Below are 16,092 nucleotides of genomic sequence, written 5' to 3' on the forward strand. Positions count from 1 at the left end.
AGCTTGAAGCAGAACAGGGCAATAGCGACAGCAACCGAGACTACCGCTGCAGGCCGGTCAAATGCACCGCTAAATCGAAATCTGCCCGGCGGGCCCACCAAAACTGATGAAGCCTAGCTTGAGCCAGAACAGGAACGCCTGGTAAAGGCCGACCGGCCGCACAACCGGCTTCGATGGGGGCTGCTTGTTCACCGCGCTGGCGCTCTCAACCCCTTGAGCTTGCTCGTCAGCCAAGGCGGTCAGTTGCGAAAGTCGAAACTAGCTCAAAAAAGCCGGACAAGATCGGAATCAACTTATCAACTGGAATTCAATTCCTTTTTCTATATCATAACCTCTGACTCAATCGAGTGGCTCGGTCGCAGCAATGGGCTAACACCTTCGCGAGCCATACCCGGCTACTTCGCTTAGGTGCGGGATACGCAGCCTGAGACAGCCCACTAGGAGAGAATAGATGTCACAGTTGTTGATACCCAGCCCTACTGGCAAGACCCGGATTTTTGCGGTTATCGGTGATCCAGTGAAGCAGGTCAAGGCTCCAGAGCTTCTCAACAGAGTATTCGCTGATGAAGCTGTAGACGCAGTGATGATCGCGGTGCATGCCAGGCCTGAGCAACTCGCGACCGTGATACGTGGCCTCCAGGCGATGGATAATTTTTCCGGCATGCTGATCACCATTCCGCACAAGTTTGCTGCTCGAGATTTCGCGGAGTCGGTGAGCGTTGCCGTGCAGGTTTCTGGCAGCACCAATGCAATGCGCCGCAACGAACAGGGCGGGTGGGAAGCGGATAACTTCGATGGCGCGGGATTTACCTTGAGCCTTCAGCGCAAAGGGTATGACCTGATCGGGAAACGCGTCGTACTGGCCGGTGGTGGGGGTGCGGGTAGTTCGATCGCTGTCGCATTATTGCAAGCAGAGGTGGGCCGACTGTATCTACAGGAACCGGATGCCCTGAAAGCCGATGCACTGCTCGCCAGACTAAACCAGCACTGGCCTGGCCGATGCGAGCTTGCTCAGCCACACCACCTTGAGGTAGCCGATATCGTTATCAACGCAACGCCGCTAGGCCTCTCGGAGGATGATCCACTTCCGCTAGAGCTTGCCGCCGTGCCTGCCGGGGCCTTGGTTGCAGATATCATCATGCAACCTGCAGAAACTCGTCTGTTACGCACTGCAAAGGCCGCCGGGCACCCCGTGCACGCTGGTAGCCACATGCTCAGTGAGCAATTAGGCTGCTACAGACAGTTCTTCAGGATCTGAGCCAAAAAACCGGATGAATCGGCAATTCAACGTGGATAACATTTGTCCGGAGGTGGCTGCCACTATCCATGGGCCGCTGATCTATCGCAAACCTAAGGAAACAACATGAGCAATGCGCTTGAACGCGGCCTGCATGCCATCGAGTTGCTCGCCGGCAAAAGCTCCGGGCTGGCACTTCAACAAGTAGCGGAAGCCTTGGACATTCCGCCGAGCGCGACCCACCGCATGCTCAATTGCCTGGTCGAACAAGGTTTCGTGCGCCAGGAGCATCAGCACGGCAATTACGTGCTTGCCCTGAAGCTGGTCTCACTGGCGCTCAAGCATCTGTCCAAGAGCGACATGGTCGACCTAGCCCGGCCGATACTCGAGCGCCTGGCGCAAGCGTCCGGCGAGCTTGTGCGCTTGAGCATTGTAGATGGCGATAACCTGATCTGGATCTCCAAGGCCCAGGGCAGCCGCTCCGGTCTGCGCTACGATCCCGATGCGGGTGCCGAGGCCAAGCTCTGCTGCACGGCGTCTGGCCTGGCCTGGTTGAGCTGCCTCAGCAACGAGCGCGCGCTGGAGTTGGTCTACCGGCAAGGCCTGGCTAAACCGGGCGAATATGGCCCCAATGCGGCCACCACCATCGAACACCTGCTCGACAACCTGAAGATCGCCCGTGAGCAGGGCTATGCCAGCGTCGACGAGAGCTTTGAAATTGGCGCCGCCTCGATGGCTGCAGCAATTCGCGATGCGCAGCAGCAGGTCGTCGGCGTGATCAGTATCGCCGGCCCCAGCGTCCGCCTCCCTGCCGAGCGCATGCAAGCGCTGAAGGCAGCGTTGCTGGACGCCGTAGAAGAGATCACCGCGATCAACCTGGACAGCCTCCCAAAGCTGTCGCTGATGACCTCCCACATCAGCGAACACACCGCCTGATCGGCACCTCGCTTGACCGCGGCCTGGCTTACTGACCTGGCCGCCACTCCCTAGCAATTGCTCGACAGCAGGCCCTTCACAGGCCGTGGATTGCCAGCGCCAAAAACGAATTGGAATCCAATATGAATATGGAATGGATTTCCAATTATGATAATATCGGCTTACCGACCCCGGTAATGCCTTGGCGCCAACCTGCCAGCCCATCACCCGGAAAAGGCATTTTCATAAAAACAAAAAGCAGGAGTTATCCATGGCGAACCCTCCAGATGTAGATGTGAGCACCTTCATGGATGCTCGAAAGATGAGCACCCGACAGTGGCTGGTGCTGTTCCTCGGTTTCATGGTGCTGGTGTTTGACGGCTTCGACACCACCGCGATCGGCTTCATTGCCCCGGCGCTGGTCGACGACTGGGGCGTGCTGCGCCAGGACCTCGGCCCGGTAATGATGAGCGGGCTGCTCGGGCTGGCATTCGGTTCGTTGACTGCCGGGCCATTGGCCGACCGCTTCGGCCGCAGGCCAGTCATCATCGGCTCGGTGCTGTTGTTCGGTTTCTGGAGCCTGGCCTCCGCCTGGTCGACCGGGATCACCAGCCTGACGATACTGCGCTTTCTGACCGGGGTTGGGCTGGGTGCCTCGATGCCCAATACGGCGACCCTGATCTCGGAATACGCCCCCAAGCGCTACCGCTCTCACATGGTCTCGTTCATCTACTGCGGCTTTGCTTTTGGTGCGGCGCTGGGTGGTTTGGGCAGTGAGTGGCTGATCGAAAACTTCGGCTGGCGGTCAGTGTTGGTGGCCGGCGGCGTGCTGCCGATTGCGTTCGCCCTTCTGCTGCTCTTGAGCCTTCCGGAGTCCATCCGCTTCCTGGCGCAGAACAGTGCCTTGAAGGACCGCCTGATCAAGGAAATCAACAAGGTTGCTCCGGGCCTGGCCAACGCCCAGACGCGTTTCCATAGCAGCGAAGCGGCGATCAAGGCGACAGGCAAGGTCAGTGCCCTCTTCGCGCCCGGTTTCACCCTGGGCACCTGCATGATCTGGGTCACTCTGTTCATGGGTCTGCTGACCATGTACCTGCTGTCGAGCTGGCTGCCGCTGCTCAGCCGCGATGCTGGTCTGAGCATGGGTCAGGCGGCGCTGCTGGGCTCGTTGCTGCAGATCGGCGGCATGCTGGGCAACTTCACCGTCGGCATGAAGATGGACCGCTGGGAACACCACAAGGTGGTCGGCGCCACGGTGTTCTGCGGCGGGGCCTGCGCAGTGCTGATCGCCTTGCAGCAGCCGACTATGCAGGTGCTCTGCCCGTTGATACTGCTACTGGGCTACTTTCTGAACGGCGTAAACGTCGGCGGCTACGCGCTGGCCGCCTCCTTCTACCCCACTCAGATCCGCGCCACCGGCGTTTGCTGGGCCACTGGCATTGGCCGGCTGGGCGCGATCAGCGGCGCCGGGATCGGTGCACTGATGCTCGCCTCGCAATGGAATTTCAGCCAGGTCTTCCTGTTCCTAGCCATCCCTTCCCTGATCGGGGTTACAGCGCTGTGGATCAAAAGTCGCAAGCGCGACGCGTCGGCAATCCCCGCTGCCATCAACTGAAGCCAACTGTAGGTAGACATGCCATGCAAGCCAGCTATTCCATTGCACAACTGACCGCGCTCGCGTTAACCCCGCCGGAAATGATCGAACTGGCTGCACGCACCGGCTATGACCAGGCTGGCGTGCGTTTGCTGCCGGTGGCGCCAGGGGCAGTCGCCTATTCCTTGATGGACGACAAACCGATGTTGCGCGAAACCCTCGCGCGCATCGACGACACCGGGGTCAAAGTCTTTGATCTGGAATTGATCCGCCTCGACGGGCAATTCGACGTGCAGCGTTATCTACCGTTCCTCGAAGTCGGCGCGCAGCTCGGCGCCAAGGCCGTACTGGTGGCAGGCGACGACCCGGAACCCAACCGGCTGATCGAACACTATGCGCGGCTATGCGACGCCATGCAGCCCTTCGGCCTGTCGGCAGACCTGGAGTTCATGCCGTGGACGGCTGTCCGCGACCTGGCCAGTGCACTGCACATCGTTGAACAGGCCGACCGCGCCAACGGCGGCATCCTGGTCGACGCGCTGCATTTCGACCGTTCCGACAGTCGCTTCGAGGACTTGCAACGTATCCCCGCGCAATGGCTGAACTACGCGCAGATATGCGACGGCCCAGCGCTGCGACCGAACACCCGTGACGGCCTGATTCAAGCAGCGCGTGGCGAGCGTCTACTGCCGGGCGAGGGCGATATCGACCTGGCGAGGATCTGGCGCAGCCTCCCGGCTACGGTCCCGGTCAGCGTCGAAATCCCCCATGACCGCAGGGTTGCGCAAGTGGGCGTCGAAGCCTGGGCACGACAGGCGCTGGCCGCTGCCAAGGCAATTATCGAACCGCTCTGATCCGTTTGAGCACACCACAGCAGGCAACTGCTGAATGCTGCCGACACTTCACCTGCACAAGGGCGGCTGCCAAACCGCCCATGAATTACCACGCCATGAAGGAGCAACCATAATGAGCACCATCGCCCCCCTCCCCTGGGACCAGGAAGTCGACCTGCTGGTATTCGGCGCAGGCGCTGCAGGCATGACCAGCGCATTGATGGCCAGCCACCACGGACTGGACGTGCTGCTGTGTGAAAAGACCGCCGTGGTGGGCGGCATCAGCGCGACCTCAGGCGGCACCACCTGGGTACCCGGCACCCACCAAAGCCAACGCGCAGGTGTACCGGACAGCGCGGCAGAGGCCGCGACCTTCCTCAAGGCGGTGGTTGGCGAACGCGGCGGTGAAGCGTTGCGCGAAGCTTTCCTTGCCAGCGGGCCACAAGCGATTGATGAACTCGAGCGCATCAGCGAGGTTAAATTCGTTGCAGCCGCCGCTCATCCCGATTACGTCAGCGGCCCCGGTGCAGCGTTCGGTGGCCGCGCCCTGGCGCCCCTCGCGTTCGATGGCAGGCTGCTGGGCAAAGACTTCGCCCGCGTGCGCCCACCTCGGCGCGAGTTCATGGGTCTGGGCGGCATGATGGTGCCACGCGCCGATCTGGATGCGCTGCTTTCGCCCTTCGCTTCGATGCACCACCTGACTCGCACCCTGAGCACAGTCGGCCGCTATTGCATCGACCGCCTGAGCTACCCACGCGGCACCAATCTGGTGATGGGCAACGCCCTGGTCGCCAGGCTGTTCTACAGCTTGCGCCAGCGCAAGGTGGCACTGCGCTTTGAAACCCCTTTGCACGAACTCATTGTGGAAAACGGTCACGTAATGGGCGCCGTGGTGCTGCACAACGGCGAGGCCATGCGCATCCGCGCGCGTCGTGGCGTGGTGCTGGCTACCGGGGGCCTGACGCGCCATCCAACCCTACGCAAACAGCTGTTCCCGAGCGCTGCCCAAGCCCTTTCACTGTCGCCCCTGACCCACACCGGCGACGGCATCGATCGCGCGCTGAAGGCCAATGCCCAGCTCGACGACGGCCACGACAGTCCAGGCCTGTGGATGCCCTGCTCGATCCGCACCGCGAAGGACGGCTACCAGGCCATATGGCCACACATCCTGCTCGACCGCGCCAAGCCTGGATTGATCGCCGTGAATGCCCAAGGCACGCGCTTCGTCAACGAGTCGGACTCCTACCACGACTTCGTCATGGGCATGCTTAACGACGGCAGCGCCACTGCTCACCTGATCTGTGACCAGACCTTCCTGCAACGCTACGGCCTGGGCCTGGTCATGCCGCTGCGCAGCGCCATCAATATTGCCAGGTTCGTCAAAGCCGGCTACTTGATCAAAAGCAGCACCCTGGACGAACTTGCCAGCAAGCTCAAGGTTGATGCCGAGGGGCTGGCAAACACCGTCAGAACCTACAACGCCGCCGCTGCAAACGGTGACGACCCTGCATTCAACCGCGGTAGCAGCCACATGAACCGTCACAATGGCGACCCGCAGCAACTGCCCAACCCCTGCGTGCGCCCCCTAGGCGATGGGCCCTACTATGCCGTCACAGTGCAACCGGCCGATCTCGCCTGCAGCGCAGGCTTGAGTGGTAACGCCGATGGCCAGGTGCTGGACATGCAAGGCCAGGTGATCGAGGGGCTATACGCTTGCGGCAATGACCTTGCTTCAATCTTTCGCGGCACCTACCCAGGCCCAGGCACCACGCTGGGACCTGCGATCGTATTCGGCTGGCGAGTGGCGCGGCATGCTGCGCGAGTTGCTGATCGCCAGTGTTGAAGCTAGCGACCAGTGAGCGCCTGCTTCGGGTTCAGGCTGTGTGAAAAAGTGCCATCCGCCAACACCAGGCTAGCCAAGCCATCCACTCAGCATCGCGGCGCCCAACGCGACTAACGCGGTATTGAGGCAGACCAGCATGAAGCCGAACCTTATCAGTTCGCCTTCCTCCTTGGCCTGGGTTTTGGCAAGCCCCAGAATCAGCATGACAACCGATAGCGAGCCCAGCGCCGCATGCCCTGCCGAGCTGTTCTGGACGGCAGCCAGCAGTAGGCGGGAGGACTCGGGCAACATCGCGATGGCCGGCATGAAGATCGCATTGCCGCCTACATTCGACCCGGTCATGTAGCCAGACAACGCGCCAAACAGGGCAACCAACGACGTCGCGGCGGTGGGCGACAGCCCAGCCAGCAGTTGCATCAACCCCGCAAGGAAGCCGGCCTTAACCATCATCTGCGACATCGCGAGAAAGAAGAAAATAGTCAGCAATGGCCGCTTCGCCCGAGCCAACAGCGCAGCAGGCAAGTTAACGTCGTGTGCGGTCCGGGATTGTATGTTGCGCGCGTGAGCGCCTAGCACGATCAGCACCATGACCAACGCCAGACCTGGTGAGGCGAGTGGCTTCCAGTTGACCTGGGCGCCCTGTACAACCCAGTGCTCCTGCCAGGAGGTGATCGCCCACAGCATCTTCAAGCCGACAATGCAGACAATCAGCACCAGATACGGCCATGCCTGACGCGGCCATTGCACCGGACCGCGCTCGCTGTCGTTGCGGCGCAGGCGCCACAGCCCAACAGAGAGTATCGCTGCTGCCGTCACCAGGCCCGCAGCAACGCCCGCTACTTCCGGCCCCAGCCACCGACTTGCACTGTAAAGAACGCCCACAAACAGCAGCCAGAAAACGCCCAACGCCCCCCATCCCCGCGAGTCACGAACGCCTGCAAGATAGAGCGCGAGTGCACTGAGGGCGAAGAAAACCGGGGCGCTGGTCAATGCCGAGGTCGATGCCAGCATGGATGCGTCCAGGTGAACCAACGAAGCACCAATGACAGATGCCAGGCCCAGCGTTCCCCAAGGCATGATGGCCATGCCGGCCAGTGCGATCCGTAACGCGACCCGACGCTCGAAGAGACTTAGCAGCAGGGGCACTGTTGCGATCAACGACACGCCGAAACCAGTCATCGCTTCGAGCAACGGTGCCAACCCAAGGACAATTAACACGACTTGATCGCCGCGCCCAAGCCCCAGTGACCGCACCCATTGGCTCAGCGCCAGATTGACGCCCATGCGCTCGATAAAAATCACGAAGAGCAGACCTGGGACGATCACGAAAGCGGTACTTGCAAACAGCACGGCGGTATCTTGAGCGGCGGCCACCATACTGCTCAGACGCCATGCGTCTGCCGCGCCGGCGAGCCAGAGCACAATGACTAACAGAGTGCCTGCAACGGCGGCGTGAACGGGCGGCCGGCGCAATACCACGAGCATGGCTGTAACCAACAGGACCGGGGAAAGATGGAACAGTGCGAGCATGCCAACAATATCCTGTGTGTGTTCCCGAATAGGCTGCGTACGCAGACTGCTGGCAAGATAATATTGCTCTTACCTAGATAAAGGGCCGCAGTTTTCTGGTAGTTTTCGAGAAAATTTCTCACGGATTTACAATGGCGAAAAACGACGCTGCACCTGAATCGTTGGACAAATTTGACCGTGCCATCCTGGACCTGGTCCAACGTGACAACACCATGCCACTGCGGCTTATGGCCGAGCAGGTCAATCTTTCCACGGCCGCCGTTCAGCGCCGCATCAAACGAATGGAAGACGGGGGAGTCATCACGGGCAACGTAGCCATCGTCGATCCCACCGCCGTAGGCCGGCCGATCACGATCATCGTGGAAGTGATGGCTGAGCGCACCAGCATCGAGGCGCTGGAGGCGATGAAGGCACACTTCGCGGTGCCCGAAGTTCAGCAGTGTTACTACGTCACCGGCGAAGTGGATTTCGTTCTGGTACTCACCGTTGCCAGCATGAAGGAATACCAGACTCTGGCGCGGCGACTGTTTGCTGAAAACTCCAACGTTACCTGGTTCAAAACAATCGTCGCGCTGGACCGTGTGAAAGTCGGACTTGATGTACCAAGCATGGCCGGGTAGAGGCTCATGCAAAAGCCTCTGGTGGCTCGCGCCATGGCAGCAAACTTGCGGCCCAGGTCGCCAGCTCAACAAAAGCCACGACTGCTGCGCACTAGTCGGCAATAGCCCCTGAACGAATTTGGAGTTAGCATCACACCCTTAGTCGGCTTAACAGCCTGTTTTTCAGATCAGGGTCGCATCGTGGAAAAGCTCAAACGCCTCCAAAGTGGAATAGAAGGACTGGACGCTCTGCTCAAGGGCGGGCTGGTCGCAGGTGCCTCGTACATTATCCAAGGGCGCCCAGGTTCCGGCAAAACGATCCTGGCCAACCAACTTGGATTCCATCATGCGAACAATGGCGGCCGCGTTTTGGTTGCCACGCTGCTGGCCGAGTCACATGACCGTCTTTTTCAGTTTCTTTCCACACTGAGCTTTTTCGACTCATCCAGGATTGGCGAAGAAATTCAGTTCGTCAGCGCATTTGACACGCTGGAAAACGAAGGTCTGGATGAGGTAGTGAAGCTGCTGCGTCGCGAGATCAGCCGTCGCAAAGCCACCGTACTGGTCGTCGATGGCCTGCTCAATGCGCGCTCCAAAGCCGACTCACACATCGACACCAAAAAGTTCATCTCAGAGCTGCAGGGCCACGCTGCTTTTGCCGGTTGCACCGTGCTGTTTCTCACCAGTTCACGGCTTGACGACGGTAGCCCTGAGCACACCATGGTCGATGGCGTCATTGAAATAGGCGAAGAGCTGTTCGGCACCCGCTCGGTACGGCGCATTCAACTGCGTAAAACGCGCGGCAGTGCTGCGCTGGCAGGCCTTCACGAGTGTGAGATTACCGACAACGGGCTGGTGGTTTATCCTCGTCTGGAAAGCCTGTACAGCCACCCGTCCGCACCCGACAGTGCTGACATGACGCGCATTGGCAGTGGGATTGCCTCACTGGACACGATACTGGGAGGCGGCCTTTACAGTTCCAGCGTGTCTTTGATCATGGGCCCTTCCGGCATCGGAAAAACAACGCTGGGTCTGAAGTTCTTGGCGGAGTCGACGGTGGACAGCCCAGGGCTGCATTTTGGCTTCTACGAAAGCCCGCAACGGCTAAGGCTCAAGGGCGACTCACTGGGCATCGACATCAAAGGCATGGAAGACAGCGGCGCCCTGACCATCGCCTGGCAGCCAACAACCGAAGGTCTGCTGGACGGGCTCGGTGCTCGACTGCTGAGCATTGTCGAAGACAAAGGTATCAAGCGCGTGTTCGTCGACAGCCTTAGCGGCATGACCCGAGTCGCGACCAATCCGGCAAGGATTACTGACTTCCTCAGCGCGCTGATGAACGAGCTGCGCGCCCGAGGTGTCACGGTACTGGCAACGTGGGAAATGCGCGATCTGCTGGGCTCCGAGGTCAGCGCGCCCAACTCCGACCTGTCGAGCATCGTCGACAACCTGATGCTGATGCGCTTCGCCGAGAATGACTTTGAACTAAAGCGAACGCTGTCCGTTCTTAAAGTCCGAGACAGCGCTTATGATCCCTCCCGATTCGAGGTCGTCATCCAAGCCCAGGATGTTTTACTCAAAAAGGCTTCAAGACATGAACCATCAGTCCCAACTGAGTGATGTCCTGGTTCTATCTCTTAGGTTTTTGAGTGGATTAAAATAAAGTGACTACCATCTTGGTCGTCGACGACGAATATTTAATTGCTGACATTCTCAGCTTCGCGCTGGAGGATGAGGGGTTTTCCGTGGTAACGGCCAGCAATGGCCGAAAAGGACTCGATGCTCTGGACAGAGTCAAGCCTGCCTTGATCATCACCGACTTCATGATGCCGGCCATGGACGGCCTGGAATTCGCTACCGCCGTGCGAGCCCTGCCATCGCTACATCAAGTACCGATTATTCTGATAAGCGGCGCCCAGGCACATATCGGTATGCAGCGTCCGGATTTATTTGACGCGGTATTGCCTAAGCCCTTCAATATCGACGCAATTATCGCCGAGGTCAGAAAACTGCTGCATTCAGCGTAGCCGTGCCCGCGCGGCTCACTGACTGCACCGGCTACAGCCGAGTCATCGCCCGAGCCCGCTCGGTTGCGCAGCTGCCTCATCGGTGATTTCTGCCTGTTCGGCACCCACCAATAAACATTGGACTTCAGCTGCTTCACTCCATACTTTTCCGGCCCACAAAGAAAAACCCCGCAGACGTTGATCTGCGGGGCTTTCAAATATGGAGGCCGAGGTCGGAATCGAACCGGCGTAGACGGATTTGCAATCCGAGACGCTTCCCCTTAGATTTCAGCAGCTTAGGAGATAAACGATTCCGCATCAATGTTTTTTTGAATACGCTGCAGCCCTTTAAAATCAAGGGGTGTAGGTCGAGTTGCGGAATTGATTTTAAGCCGCTTCACGGCACACTCCAGTACTGCAACAGCAGCTAAATCTTCCCCCCTCCTCCGGCGTCCTGCCGACAGAACCCCCAAGCAAAACTAAACCGTTCTGCACCACCAAGACTGCGCATAAAGCACGCCGTCGACCTCCTCTACACCATTGATGTTGATGCCGAGCTGGGCCATGCCATTCACCTTCGCATCGTGCAGGCGCGGGATGACATCGGCGACGGGCGAATGAGTGAATACCCAGGCCTGCGTCGACACCCTGCCCAGAGGCGCGCTGTGGTGATCGCCAATATGAATGTCCGCCCTGAGCGCCTGGATCTTCGATAGCTGTTCGGCCGGGATGGCCACACCCAACTTGCGGCGCCGGACGATCAAGAAATACATGACATCGGCCCGTGGCTGCGCAAGCTGTAGGTGACCACACCCCAGACCGAGAAGTCGTCACCCTCCATGATGAACCGCGGCGCGTACCGAGGATTCTCCGAACGCAGCACGATCTGCCGGCCAACATGGTCGAGCCGCTTGCAGACTGGCTCGCCGTTCACCGCCGCGATGACGATGTGGCCAGCCCGCGCATCGATCGCCTTGTCGACGATCACCACGTCCTCATCGAAAATCCCGGCACCCTCCATGCTGTCTCCGTCGATCTTGACCAGGTACACGCTGGGCGCATGCACCTGCAGCAGTTCGTCGAGGGATATGGCCTGCAGGTCTTCGGCTCCCGCGAAAGCACTCACGGACTGCATGGCTGGCCAGCCTCAAGGCCATAGAGACGAGCCGCCTCTGCCAGCTCGAGCATGTCGGCGAGCTGGTCGGCGTCCACCTCCTTTCTGCGGTGAGCGGCTAGGGCCATGACTTCCAGCACAGCCGCTCTTCCCTCGGGGTCGTCGGTCAAAGCAGCGACATCATCGAGCTCAGCGACCCAAAGCGCAGGTAAGTGTTGTGACATGGCGGCACCCAATACTGTATATAAAAACAGTATCGTAAGGCCGGGGACCGCCGCCGGCAATCACCGCCTGGCGGGCAAGGATCAGTGCGCGGGCGAGCCTCTGCCGCTCAAGGCGTTGAGCTGGTACTCGGTAACGGCCTGGACGTGAGCGTCGTAGATCTGCCGCAGGCGCTCAACTTCATGGGCTGGAGCGCCCATGTCCTTCGCTTCGTGGTAGCGTTTCAGCGCCGCCGTGACCTGCAGATATATCTCATGGTCAGGCATCAACACGCCGCTTACATCGTTGCTCACAGGCTATACCCCTCATTTGATGAGGGCATTATAGGACGCCTCACAAGCCCGCCCAGCTATTCTGGCTCGGTCATACGCTTGCGCCAGCTCTCCCGCTCGAGCATCAGCCCGTGAGAGCAGGTCGGAGAGCACCATGGCGGCGCGGGTGGCTGTCTGGCGCCTGGCGCTGGATGAGGAGTCCGCGCGAAGGGTGGCTCATTGGGGCGGCGGCAAGTCCTTGGTGCGGGCATTGGTCACTACGCGAAGCTGTTAGCGGGTACCGCTTAGAACAGCCTAAGTGAACGTGCAGATGCTTGATAATATCTAACATATCGTGCTCGCTTCTTAGCGCAGTGCATTAGCTCCGGGAAAATGCTTAACCCCGACATCTACCTCAATCATCAAAGCGCCCAGCGCGTAAAGAAAAACCCACGCACCAGCAAAGCAATTTAACAACCAATACCCAAACATCGGCTGATAGAACAGCGACCCAACATACAACGCTGACGACGGCAAAATAAATATTGCAACCAACGACATCCGTATGAGCGCAAATATGAACGACCAGGCAAATGGGGCTTTCGCCCTAAACCAATTTTTACGCCTCAACTCTGGATAATAACCCACCGGAAATACATTAATTACATGGGGATGCACCGAGAGAATGCTCTCCGACATCTTAATACTTGTTATCTCCCGCTGCCGTGTATGATACAGACTCCCCAGCCAAAGTAGCATGATTGGCGCTAATGCAATCTGAAACGCTTGTACAAAGCTAGACATAGCAATCTGAATTTTTGTGCCCGCAAGCCCCACCGTCGCGACATCCGGAATTTCTACCCCGTATAGCTTTATCGGTTTTTTCCTGAGATCTTCTGCATTTTTTTTAAACTCGCCCACCAAAGAGATTGGTGATTGTTCTAGACTATCTCGCTGTTCTACTAGTCCATTCCAACAAGTAGAGTTAAGACCATAAATTAGCTTTTTGGCAACATCTCCGCCATACATAATAATAGGGACTTTACTCCTATCACGCTTAGACTCCAATTGAGCAATCGACCAAGCTCCCACAAGTTGAGCATCGCTCTCAATTACTACCGCAGCTTGATCATAACAGTTCGCCACCCTCCTATCTTCATATGTATTGTGCCCCAGCGTAATGATTAACACTGCACAAGCCGCTAAAGTTATTGGCGCCGCCCAGAACAAAAGGCGCTCGTATCTCAAGCCAGGACTACTCAAATCAACCACCCGTTTTCAACATTAGTATTAGCTATATAGCAAGCCGATCTGGGGCAGATTGATATCATTGAACTCACGATCTAGCAAGTCTCAGTTACATGCAGCGCTTGAGGCTGCAAGCTGCCTTGCGTAACCGATCCACTGTCGACGCTCAGCTAGCAGCGCCCGCACCTTCACTTCCAGACTATCGGTCCTTCGTAGACCGGCAGCTGCCCAAGCCGGTACCGCAACCTCCGGCGCGCGACAAGGCACCTGCACCGGTACCTCTACGCGCACATACTTCACCTCCGACTCCTCGCGCACGGCACACCCCTGTACGGCCAGCGCTATAACGACCCCGCCCCTACAGGCAAAGCTATAAAGTATCCGGCGCGCGAGCCGCAAAATGCTCTTCCTTCTCCTACAAGTCCGCAAGTTAAGCTTCTCAGTCACAGCCTAAGCTCCTTGTCGATGATCGAAGTTGCCGCCGAGCACTGGTCGCCGCCGGTCCGCTCCTGCTGCAGGCGGTTCGCCGCGGCGTAGTCGGCGTCGGCACTGGCCTTGGCCACGCCCACAGCATGCTCGGCGGCAGATTGGCGGTCGGCGGCGGCAAGCGCCAGGTCGCCGAGTGCTTTCCCCTGCTCCTGCGCCAGGCCGGACAGGTTGTCGCGCGCGGCGGTGCACTGGGCGGTCTTGTCCTGCTGGTAGTCCAGCAGCGGGCGGAAATGCCGAGCAGTAGCCCAGGTGCCCAGGGCCATGCCCAGCAGGATCAGCAGGCCGGCGCCAGCGAGGCGCAGCGCCCATGAAGTCATGCCAGCGCCCTCCGCACGCCCTCATCGATCACCGACGGCGCGTACGGGTTGCCGCCGTTCTCGTGGATGATGATGCTCACCACCATTCCCCGCAGCACTGCGGGGTCCTTGATGTTGATGGGAACAGTGGTGCGCACGCCAATACGCTTGGCTACGGCCAGTGCATAGGCCTGCGTATCGTTCTCGTTGCTTGGCGCCCAGCGATTGATGGTCTCGAGCACCGTGTCGATGCCCTTCCCACCCACACCAGGCATGCCGTCCTTGCCGCGATAGTTGATCAGCAGTTTGCCCAGGGCGCGGATGCCGTTCTCTGGCGAGTCGAAACGGGCAAAGCGGGGCTTCGCTGTGCCCTGCTCCAGACCCAGCTGGCCTACCCAGTCATTGCGAGGGTTGAAGTCGATGTTCCCGGGGTTGTTGTTGCGTACGCCGCGTGCGGCCATGGGTTTTCTCCAGGCAAAAAAAACCGCCAGGCGGCGGTCGGTGGGTTCGGGTGGATCAGGCCGGCGGTGCGGGCCAGTCGATAACGGCCGGGTAGCCTGGCTGATCAGGCAGACGATTCAGCGCCACGCGGTAGCGCTTCCATTGCTTCAGTGCGGCGGCCTCAGTTTCGGTCGCCTCATCGAGGTCGACAGCGTCCTGCAGCGGCGCGATGGCTGTATCAGCAGCGGCCCGGCGTTGCGCTATTTCAGCTACCAGCGTGGCGAGCATCTGCTCGGCGGCGGCTTGAGCTTTCTGCTCTGCCGTGATGACTTGGGACCAATCGATATTATTCATCCGCAGAAACCTCTGGCAGCGGCAGTACTGGCTGCAAGTCATAGATTGGCAGTGCAACCGGGCCGTTTCGGGTGATGGTCATCGGCTCAGGGAACCGGGTGGCATGAGGCGCATTGGCCCCGTGAGGGATGCGGATGGTCAAATGAAGTTCGCCGTCGATGCGGCTGACTTCACCTGGGAACCAATCGGACAGCACAGCCTCTTGCGGGAGGGTTGCCCCCTCGGCCAGAGGACTGAAGTCGAAAGGCTCACCATTGACGTAGAGGGTGTCGCCGTCCCGATCCAGCGTGAGTTGCTCGTCCATACGGACGGGGGATAGATTCAGTTGCATCAGTACCACCTTCCCTTAGCTGTAAATGAGATCACAGTTGTGACGCCAACCGCGCGCGAGAAAGCGTCAACGAATCGAGCCGTAGCACCGAAGTTAGAAACCCCTCCCCCAATTCCTGCCCAGCTTGCGCCGGTGGCAATCCTGCCGTTCATACTTACTGCCGGCGGGGAAGAGAACGGCATCGGGAAGGTCCAGGTCCGAGTGCCGATGAAGAGGCTTCCATACGTAGTTTCGCAAGCCTGATCCGTCACCGTGCTGTAGAGGAAGCAGTCCATGGTCCCGTCGGCGTACTTGGTGTATTCGCCATTGGCGTTGCTACCTCTTTCGAAAATTGCGCCCGTCGGGACGCCGCCGGCCTGACTGACCTGGCCAACAATCGCGGCAACGGCAGCCGCCCCCAACTGCAGACCGGCGCGAGCCAATGCCGGCGTAGTACCACCCGTACCTCCCTTGGCCACTGGAACCACGTTCTCGGTTGACACTGCACCCAGACCAGCCAATGTCGCGCCGAACTGATCGACGAGCTGCCTAAGGCGGTCGGCCGACTCTTTGACATAGCCCTGCATGGGCGCCAGCCCGTAAGCACCTGCCGCAACAGTTGCGCCGAGGTACGCTGGGAGGATACTGATCACGGTCGCGCTCGCGATGTTGGTCACCTCGTACCAGCGACCATCCGGCCCCTGAAATGCGTCACCGACGCGAGAGTTCGCAGGGAAGTTGGTGCCGGTACCGGTCACCGTTGTTTGCCCAGCCGTGATCGCGACTGTGCCTACTCTGTACCAGGGCATA

At 59.3% G+C, this 16,092-nt stretch carries 18 protein-coding genes and 1 pseudogene; 8 read left to right on the forward strand and 11 right to left on the reverse strand.

Going from position 1 to position 16,092, the window contains the following annotated elements; all coding sequences use genetic code 11:
• The first annotated feature begins 451 nt into the window (after positions 1-451).
• The 5 genes from ACIOAU_RS15470 to ACIOAU_RS15490 all read left to right on the forward strand — a co-directional run bounded on the left by ACIOAU_RS15470 (position 452) and on the right by ACIOAU_RS15490 (position 6,422).
• Complete coding sequence (locus ACIOAU_RS15470) at positions 452-1,258, forward strand: shikimate dehydrogenase (protein ID WP_150571741.1); 807 nt, start codon at positions 452-454, stop codon at positions 1,256-1,258.
• A gap of 105 nt (positions 1,259-1,363) precedes the next feature.
• Positions 1,364-2,173: an IclR family transcriptional regulator gene (locus ACIOAU_RS15475; RefSeq protein ID WP_259072919.1), complete on the forward strand. Its 810-nt coding sequence runs from the start codon at positions 1,364-1,366 to the stop codon at positions 2,171-2,173.
• Positions 2,174-2,423: 250 nt separating this feature from the next.
• Positions 2,424-3,767 carry an aromatic acid/H+ symport family MFS transporter gene (locus ACIOAU_RS15480; protein WP_101320714.1) on the forward strand — a complete coding sequence of 448 codons (1,344 nt, stop codon included), beginning with the start codon at positions 2,424-2,426 and terminating at the stop codon, positions 3,765-3,767.
• Positions 3,768-3,790: 23 nt separating this feature from the next.
• On the forward strand, positions 3,791-4,600 hold the full coding sequence (locus ACIOAU_RS15485) for a sugar phosphate isomerase/epimerase (protein ID WP_101320716.1): 810 nt from the start codon (positions 3,791-3,793) through the stop codon (positions 4,598-4,600).
• Positions 4,601-4,712: 112 nt separating this feature from the next.
• The gene (locus ACIOAU_RS15490; RefSeq protein ID WP_188036271.1) at positions 4,713-6,422 is read left to right on the forward strand and encodes an FAD-dependent oxidoreductase; all 1,710 of its coding nucleotides are present in this window, start codon (positions 4,713-4,715) and stop codon (positions 6,420-6,422) included.
• 69 nt (positions 6,423-6,491) lie between these two features.
• Here the strand turns inward: ACIOAU_RS15490 and ACIOAU_RS15495 are convergent, their stop codons facing one another.
• Entirely contained in the window at positions 6,492-7,952 is a 1,461-nt protein-coding gene (locus tag ACIOAU_RS15495) for an L-lactate permease (RefSeq protein WP_188036272.1), read from the reverse strand.
• A gap of 131 nt (positions 7,953-8,083) precedes the next feature.
• Between ACIOAU_RS15495 and ACIOAU_RS15500 the strand changes: the two genes are divergently transcribed.
• From ACIOAU_RS15500 to ACIOAU_RS15510, 3 genes are all read left to right on the forward strand, one after another.
• On the forward strand, positions 8,084-8,572 hold the full coding sequence (locus tag ACIOAU_RS15500) for an Lrp/AsnC family transcriptional regulator (protein ID WP_150571736.1): 489 nt from the start codon (positions 8,084-8,086) through the stop codon (positions 8,570-8,572).
• A 180-nt stretch (positions 8,573-8,752) separates the two neighbouring features.
• Positions 8,753-10,171 carry an ATPase domain-containing protein gene (locus ACIOAU_RS15505; protein ID WP_401183008.1) on the forward strand — a complete coding sequence of 473 codons (1,419 nt, stop codon included), beginning with the start codon at positions 8,753-8,755 and terminating at the stop codon, positions 10,169-10,171.
• A gap of 44 nt (positions 10,172-10,215) precedes the next feature.
• Positions 10,216-10,578: a response regulator gene (locus tag ACIOAU_RS15510; RefSeq protein ID WP_101320727.1), complete on the forward strand. Its 363-nt coding sequence runs from the start codon at positions 10,216-10,218 to the stop codon at positions 10,576-10,578.
• Positions 10,579-11,036: 458 nt separating this feature from the next.
• Here the strand turns inward: ACIOAU_RS15510 and ACIOAU_RS15515 are convergent, their stop codons facing one another.
• The 10 genes and pseudogenes from ACIOAU_RS15515 to ACIOAU_RS15560 form a co-directional block, all read right to left on the reverse strand.
• Positions 11,037-11,330 carry a hypothetical protein gene (locus ACIOAU_RS15515; protein WP_401183011.1) on the reverse strand — a complete coding sequence of 98 codons (294 nt, stop codon included), beginning with the start codon at positions 11,328-11,330 and terminating at the stop codon, positions 11,037-11,039.
• Positions 11,318-11,692, reverse strand: coding sequence for a LexA family protein (locus ACIOAU_RS15520; protein WP_401183014.1), 375 nt, complete (start codon positions 11,690-11,692; stop codon positions 11,318-11,320). The genes ACIOAU_RS15515 and ACIOAU_RS15520 overlap by 13 nt, the downstream gene beginning before the upstream one ends.
• A gap of 284 nt (positions 11,693-11,976) precedes the next feature.
• Positions 11,977-12,186, reverse strand: a complete 210-nt coding sequence (locus ACIOAU_RS15525) for a hypothetical protein (RefSeq protein ID WP_401183017.1) — start codon at positions 12,184-12,186, stop codon at positions 11,977-11,979.
• A gap of 12 nt (positions 12,187-12,198) precedes the next feature.
• Positions 12,199-12,351 (reverse strand): annotated as a pseudogene (locus ACIOAU_RS15530) (DUF2514 family protein); the annotation flags it as partial.
• A 159-nt stretch (positions 12,352-12,510) separates the two neighbouring features.
• Positions 12,511-13,416 carry a hypothetical protein gene (locus tag ACIOAU_RS15535; RefSeq protein ID WP_401183020.1) on the reverse strand — a complete coding sequence of 302 codons (906 nt, stop codon included), beginning with the start codon at positions 13,414-13,416 and terminating at the stop codon, positions 12,511-12,513.
• Positions 13,417-13,835: 419 nt separating this feature from the next.
• On the reverse strand, positions 13,836-14,198 hold the full coding sequence (locus tag ACIOAU_RS15540; protein WP_401183023.1) for a hypothetical protein: 363 nt from the start codon (positions 14,196-14,198) through the stop codon (positions 13,836-13,838).
• Positions 14,195-14,638: a structural protein P5 gene (locus ACIOAU_RS15545; RefSeq protein ID WP_401183026.1), complete on the reverse strand. Its 444-nt coding sequence runs from the start codon at positions 14,636-14,638 to the stop codon at positions 14,195-14,197. The genes ACIOAU_RS15540 and ACIOAU_RS15545 overlap by 4 nt, the downstream gene beginning before the upstream one ends.
• A 55-nt stretch (positions 14,639-14,693) precedes the next feature.
• Positions 14,694-14,972 (reverse strand): tail fiber assembly protein, encoded by a 279-nt coding sequence (locus ACIOAU_RS15550; RefSeq protein WP_401183029.1) that lies wholly within the window; start codon positions 14,970-14,972, stop codon positions 14,694-14,696.
• On the reverse strand, positions 14,965-15,303 hold the full coding sequence (locus ACIOAU_RS15555; RefSeq protein WP_401183032.1) for a hypothetical protein: 339 nt from the start codon (positions 15,301-15,303) through the stop codon (positions 14,965-14,967). Before ACIOAU_RS15555 ends, ACIOAU_RS15550 begins: the two co-directional genes overlap by 8 nt.
• Positions 15,303-16,091, reverse strand: coding sequence for a phage tail protein (locus ACIOAU_RS15560; RefSeq protein WP_401183035.1), 789 nt, complete (start codon positions 16,089-16,091; stop codon positions 15,303-15,305). Before ACIOAU_RS15560 ends, ACIOAU_RS15555 begins: the two co-directional genes overlap by 1 nt.
• Position 16,092: the final 1 nt, after the last annotated feature.

It is taken from the genome of Pseudomonas sp. NPDC088322, assembly GCF_044740745.1.
GTDB lineage: Bacteria > Pseudomonadota > Gammaproteobacteria > Pseudomonadales > Pseudomonadaceae > Aquipseudomonas > Aquipseudomonas shirazensis.

Excerpts from the sequence above, each read along its gene's own strand:
- ACIOAU_RS15470 (WP_150571741.1), top strand. The coding sequence starts at position 452 with ATGTCACAGTTGTTGATACCCAGCCCTACTGGCAAGACCCGGATTTTT.
- ACIOAU_RS15475 (WP_259072919.1), top strand. The coding sequence starts at position 1,364 with ATGAGCAATGCGCTTGAACGCGGCCTGCATGCCATCGAGTTGCTCGCC.
- ACIOAU_RS15480 (WP_101320714.1), top strand. The coding sequence starts at position 2,424 with ATGGCGAACCCTCCAGATGTAGATGTGAGCACCTTCATGGATGCTCGA.
- ACIOAU_RS15485 (WP_101320716.1), top strand. The coding sequence starts at position 3,791 with ATGCAAGCCAGCTATTCCATTGCACAACTGACCGCGCTCGCGTTAACC.
- ACIOAU_RS15490 (WP_188036271.1), top strand. The coding sequence starts at position 4,713 with ATGAGCACCATCGCCCCCCTCCCCTGGGACCAGGAAGTCGACCTGCTG.
- ACIOAU_RS15495 (WP_188036272.1), bottom strand. The coding sequence starts at position 7,952 with ATGCTCGCACTGTTCCATCTTTCCCCGGTCCTGTTGGTTACAGCCATG.
- ACIOAU_RS15500 (WP_150571736.1), top strand. The coding sequence starts at position 8,084 with ATGGCGAAAAACGACGCTGCACCTGAATCGTTGGACAAATTTGACCGT.
- ACIOAU_RS15515 (WP_401183011.1), bottom strand. The coding sequence starts at position 11,330 with ATGTATTTCTTGATCGTCCGGCGCCGCAAGTTGGGTGTGGCCATCCCG.
- ACIOAU_RS15520 (WP_401183014.1), bottom strand. The coding sequence starts at position 11,692 with ATGCAGTCCGTGAGTGCTTTCGCGGGAGCCGAAGACCTGCAGGCCATA.
- ACIOAU_RS15540 (WP_401183023.1), bottom strand. The coding sequence starts at position 14,198 with ATGACTTCATGGGCGCTGCGCCTCGCTGGCGCCGGCCTGCTGATCCTG.
- ACIOAU_RS15545 (WP_401183026.1), bottom strand. The coding sequence starts at position 14,638 with ATGGCCGCACGCGGCGTACGCAACAACAACCCCGGGAACATCGACTTC.
- ACIOAU_RS15550 (WP_401183029.1), bottom strand. The coding sequence starts at position 14,972 with ATGAATAATATCGATTGGTCCCAAGTCATCACGGCAGAGCAGAAAGCT.
- ACIOAU_RS15555 (WP_401183032.1), bottom strand. The coding sequence starts at position 15,303 with ATGCAACTGAATCTATCCCCCGTCCGTATGGACGAGCAACTCACGCTG.
- ACIOAU_RS15560 (WP_401183035.1), bottom strand. The coding sequence starts at position 16,091 with ATGCCCTGGTACAGAGTAGGCACAGTCGCGATCACGGCTGGGCAAACA.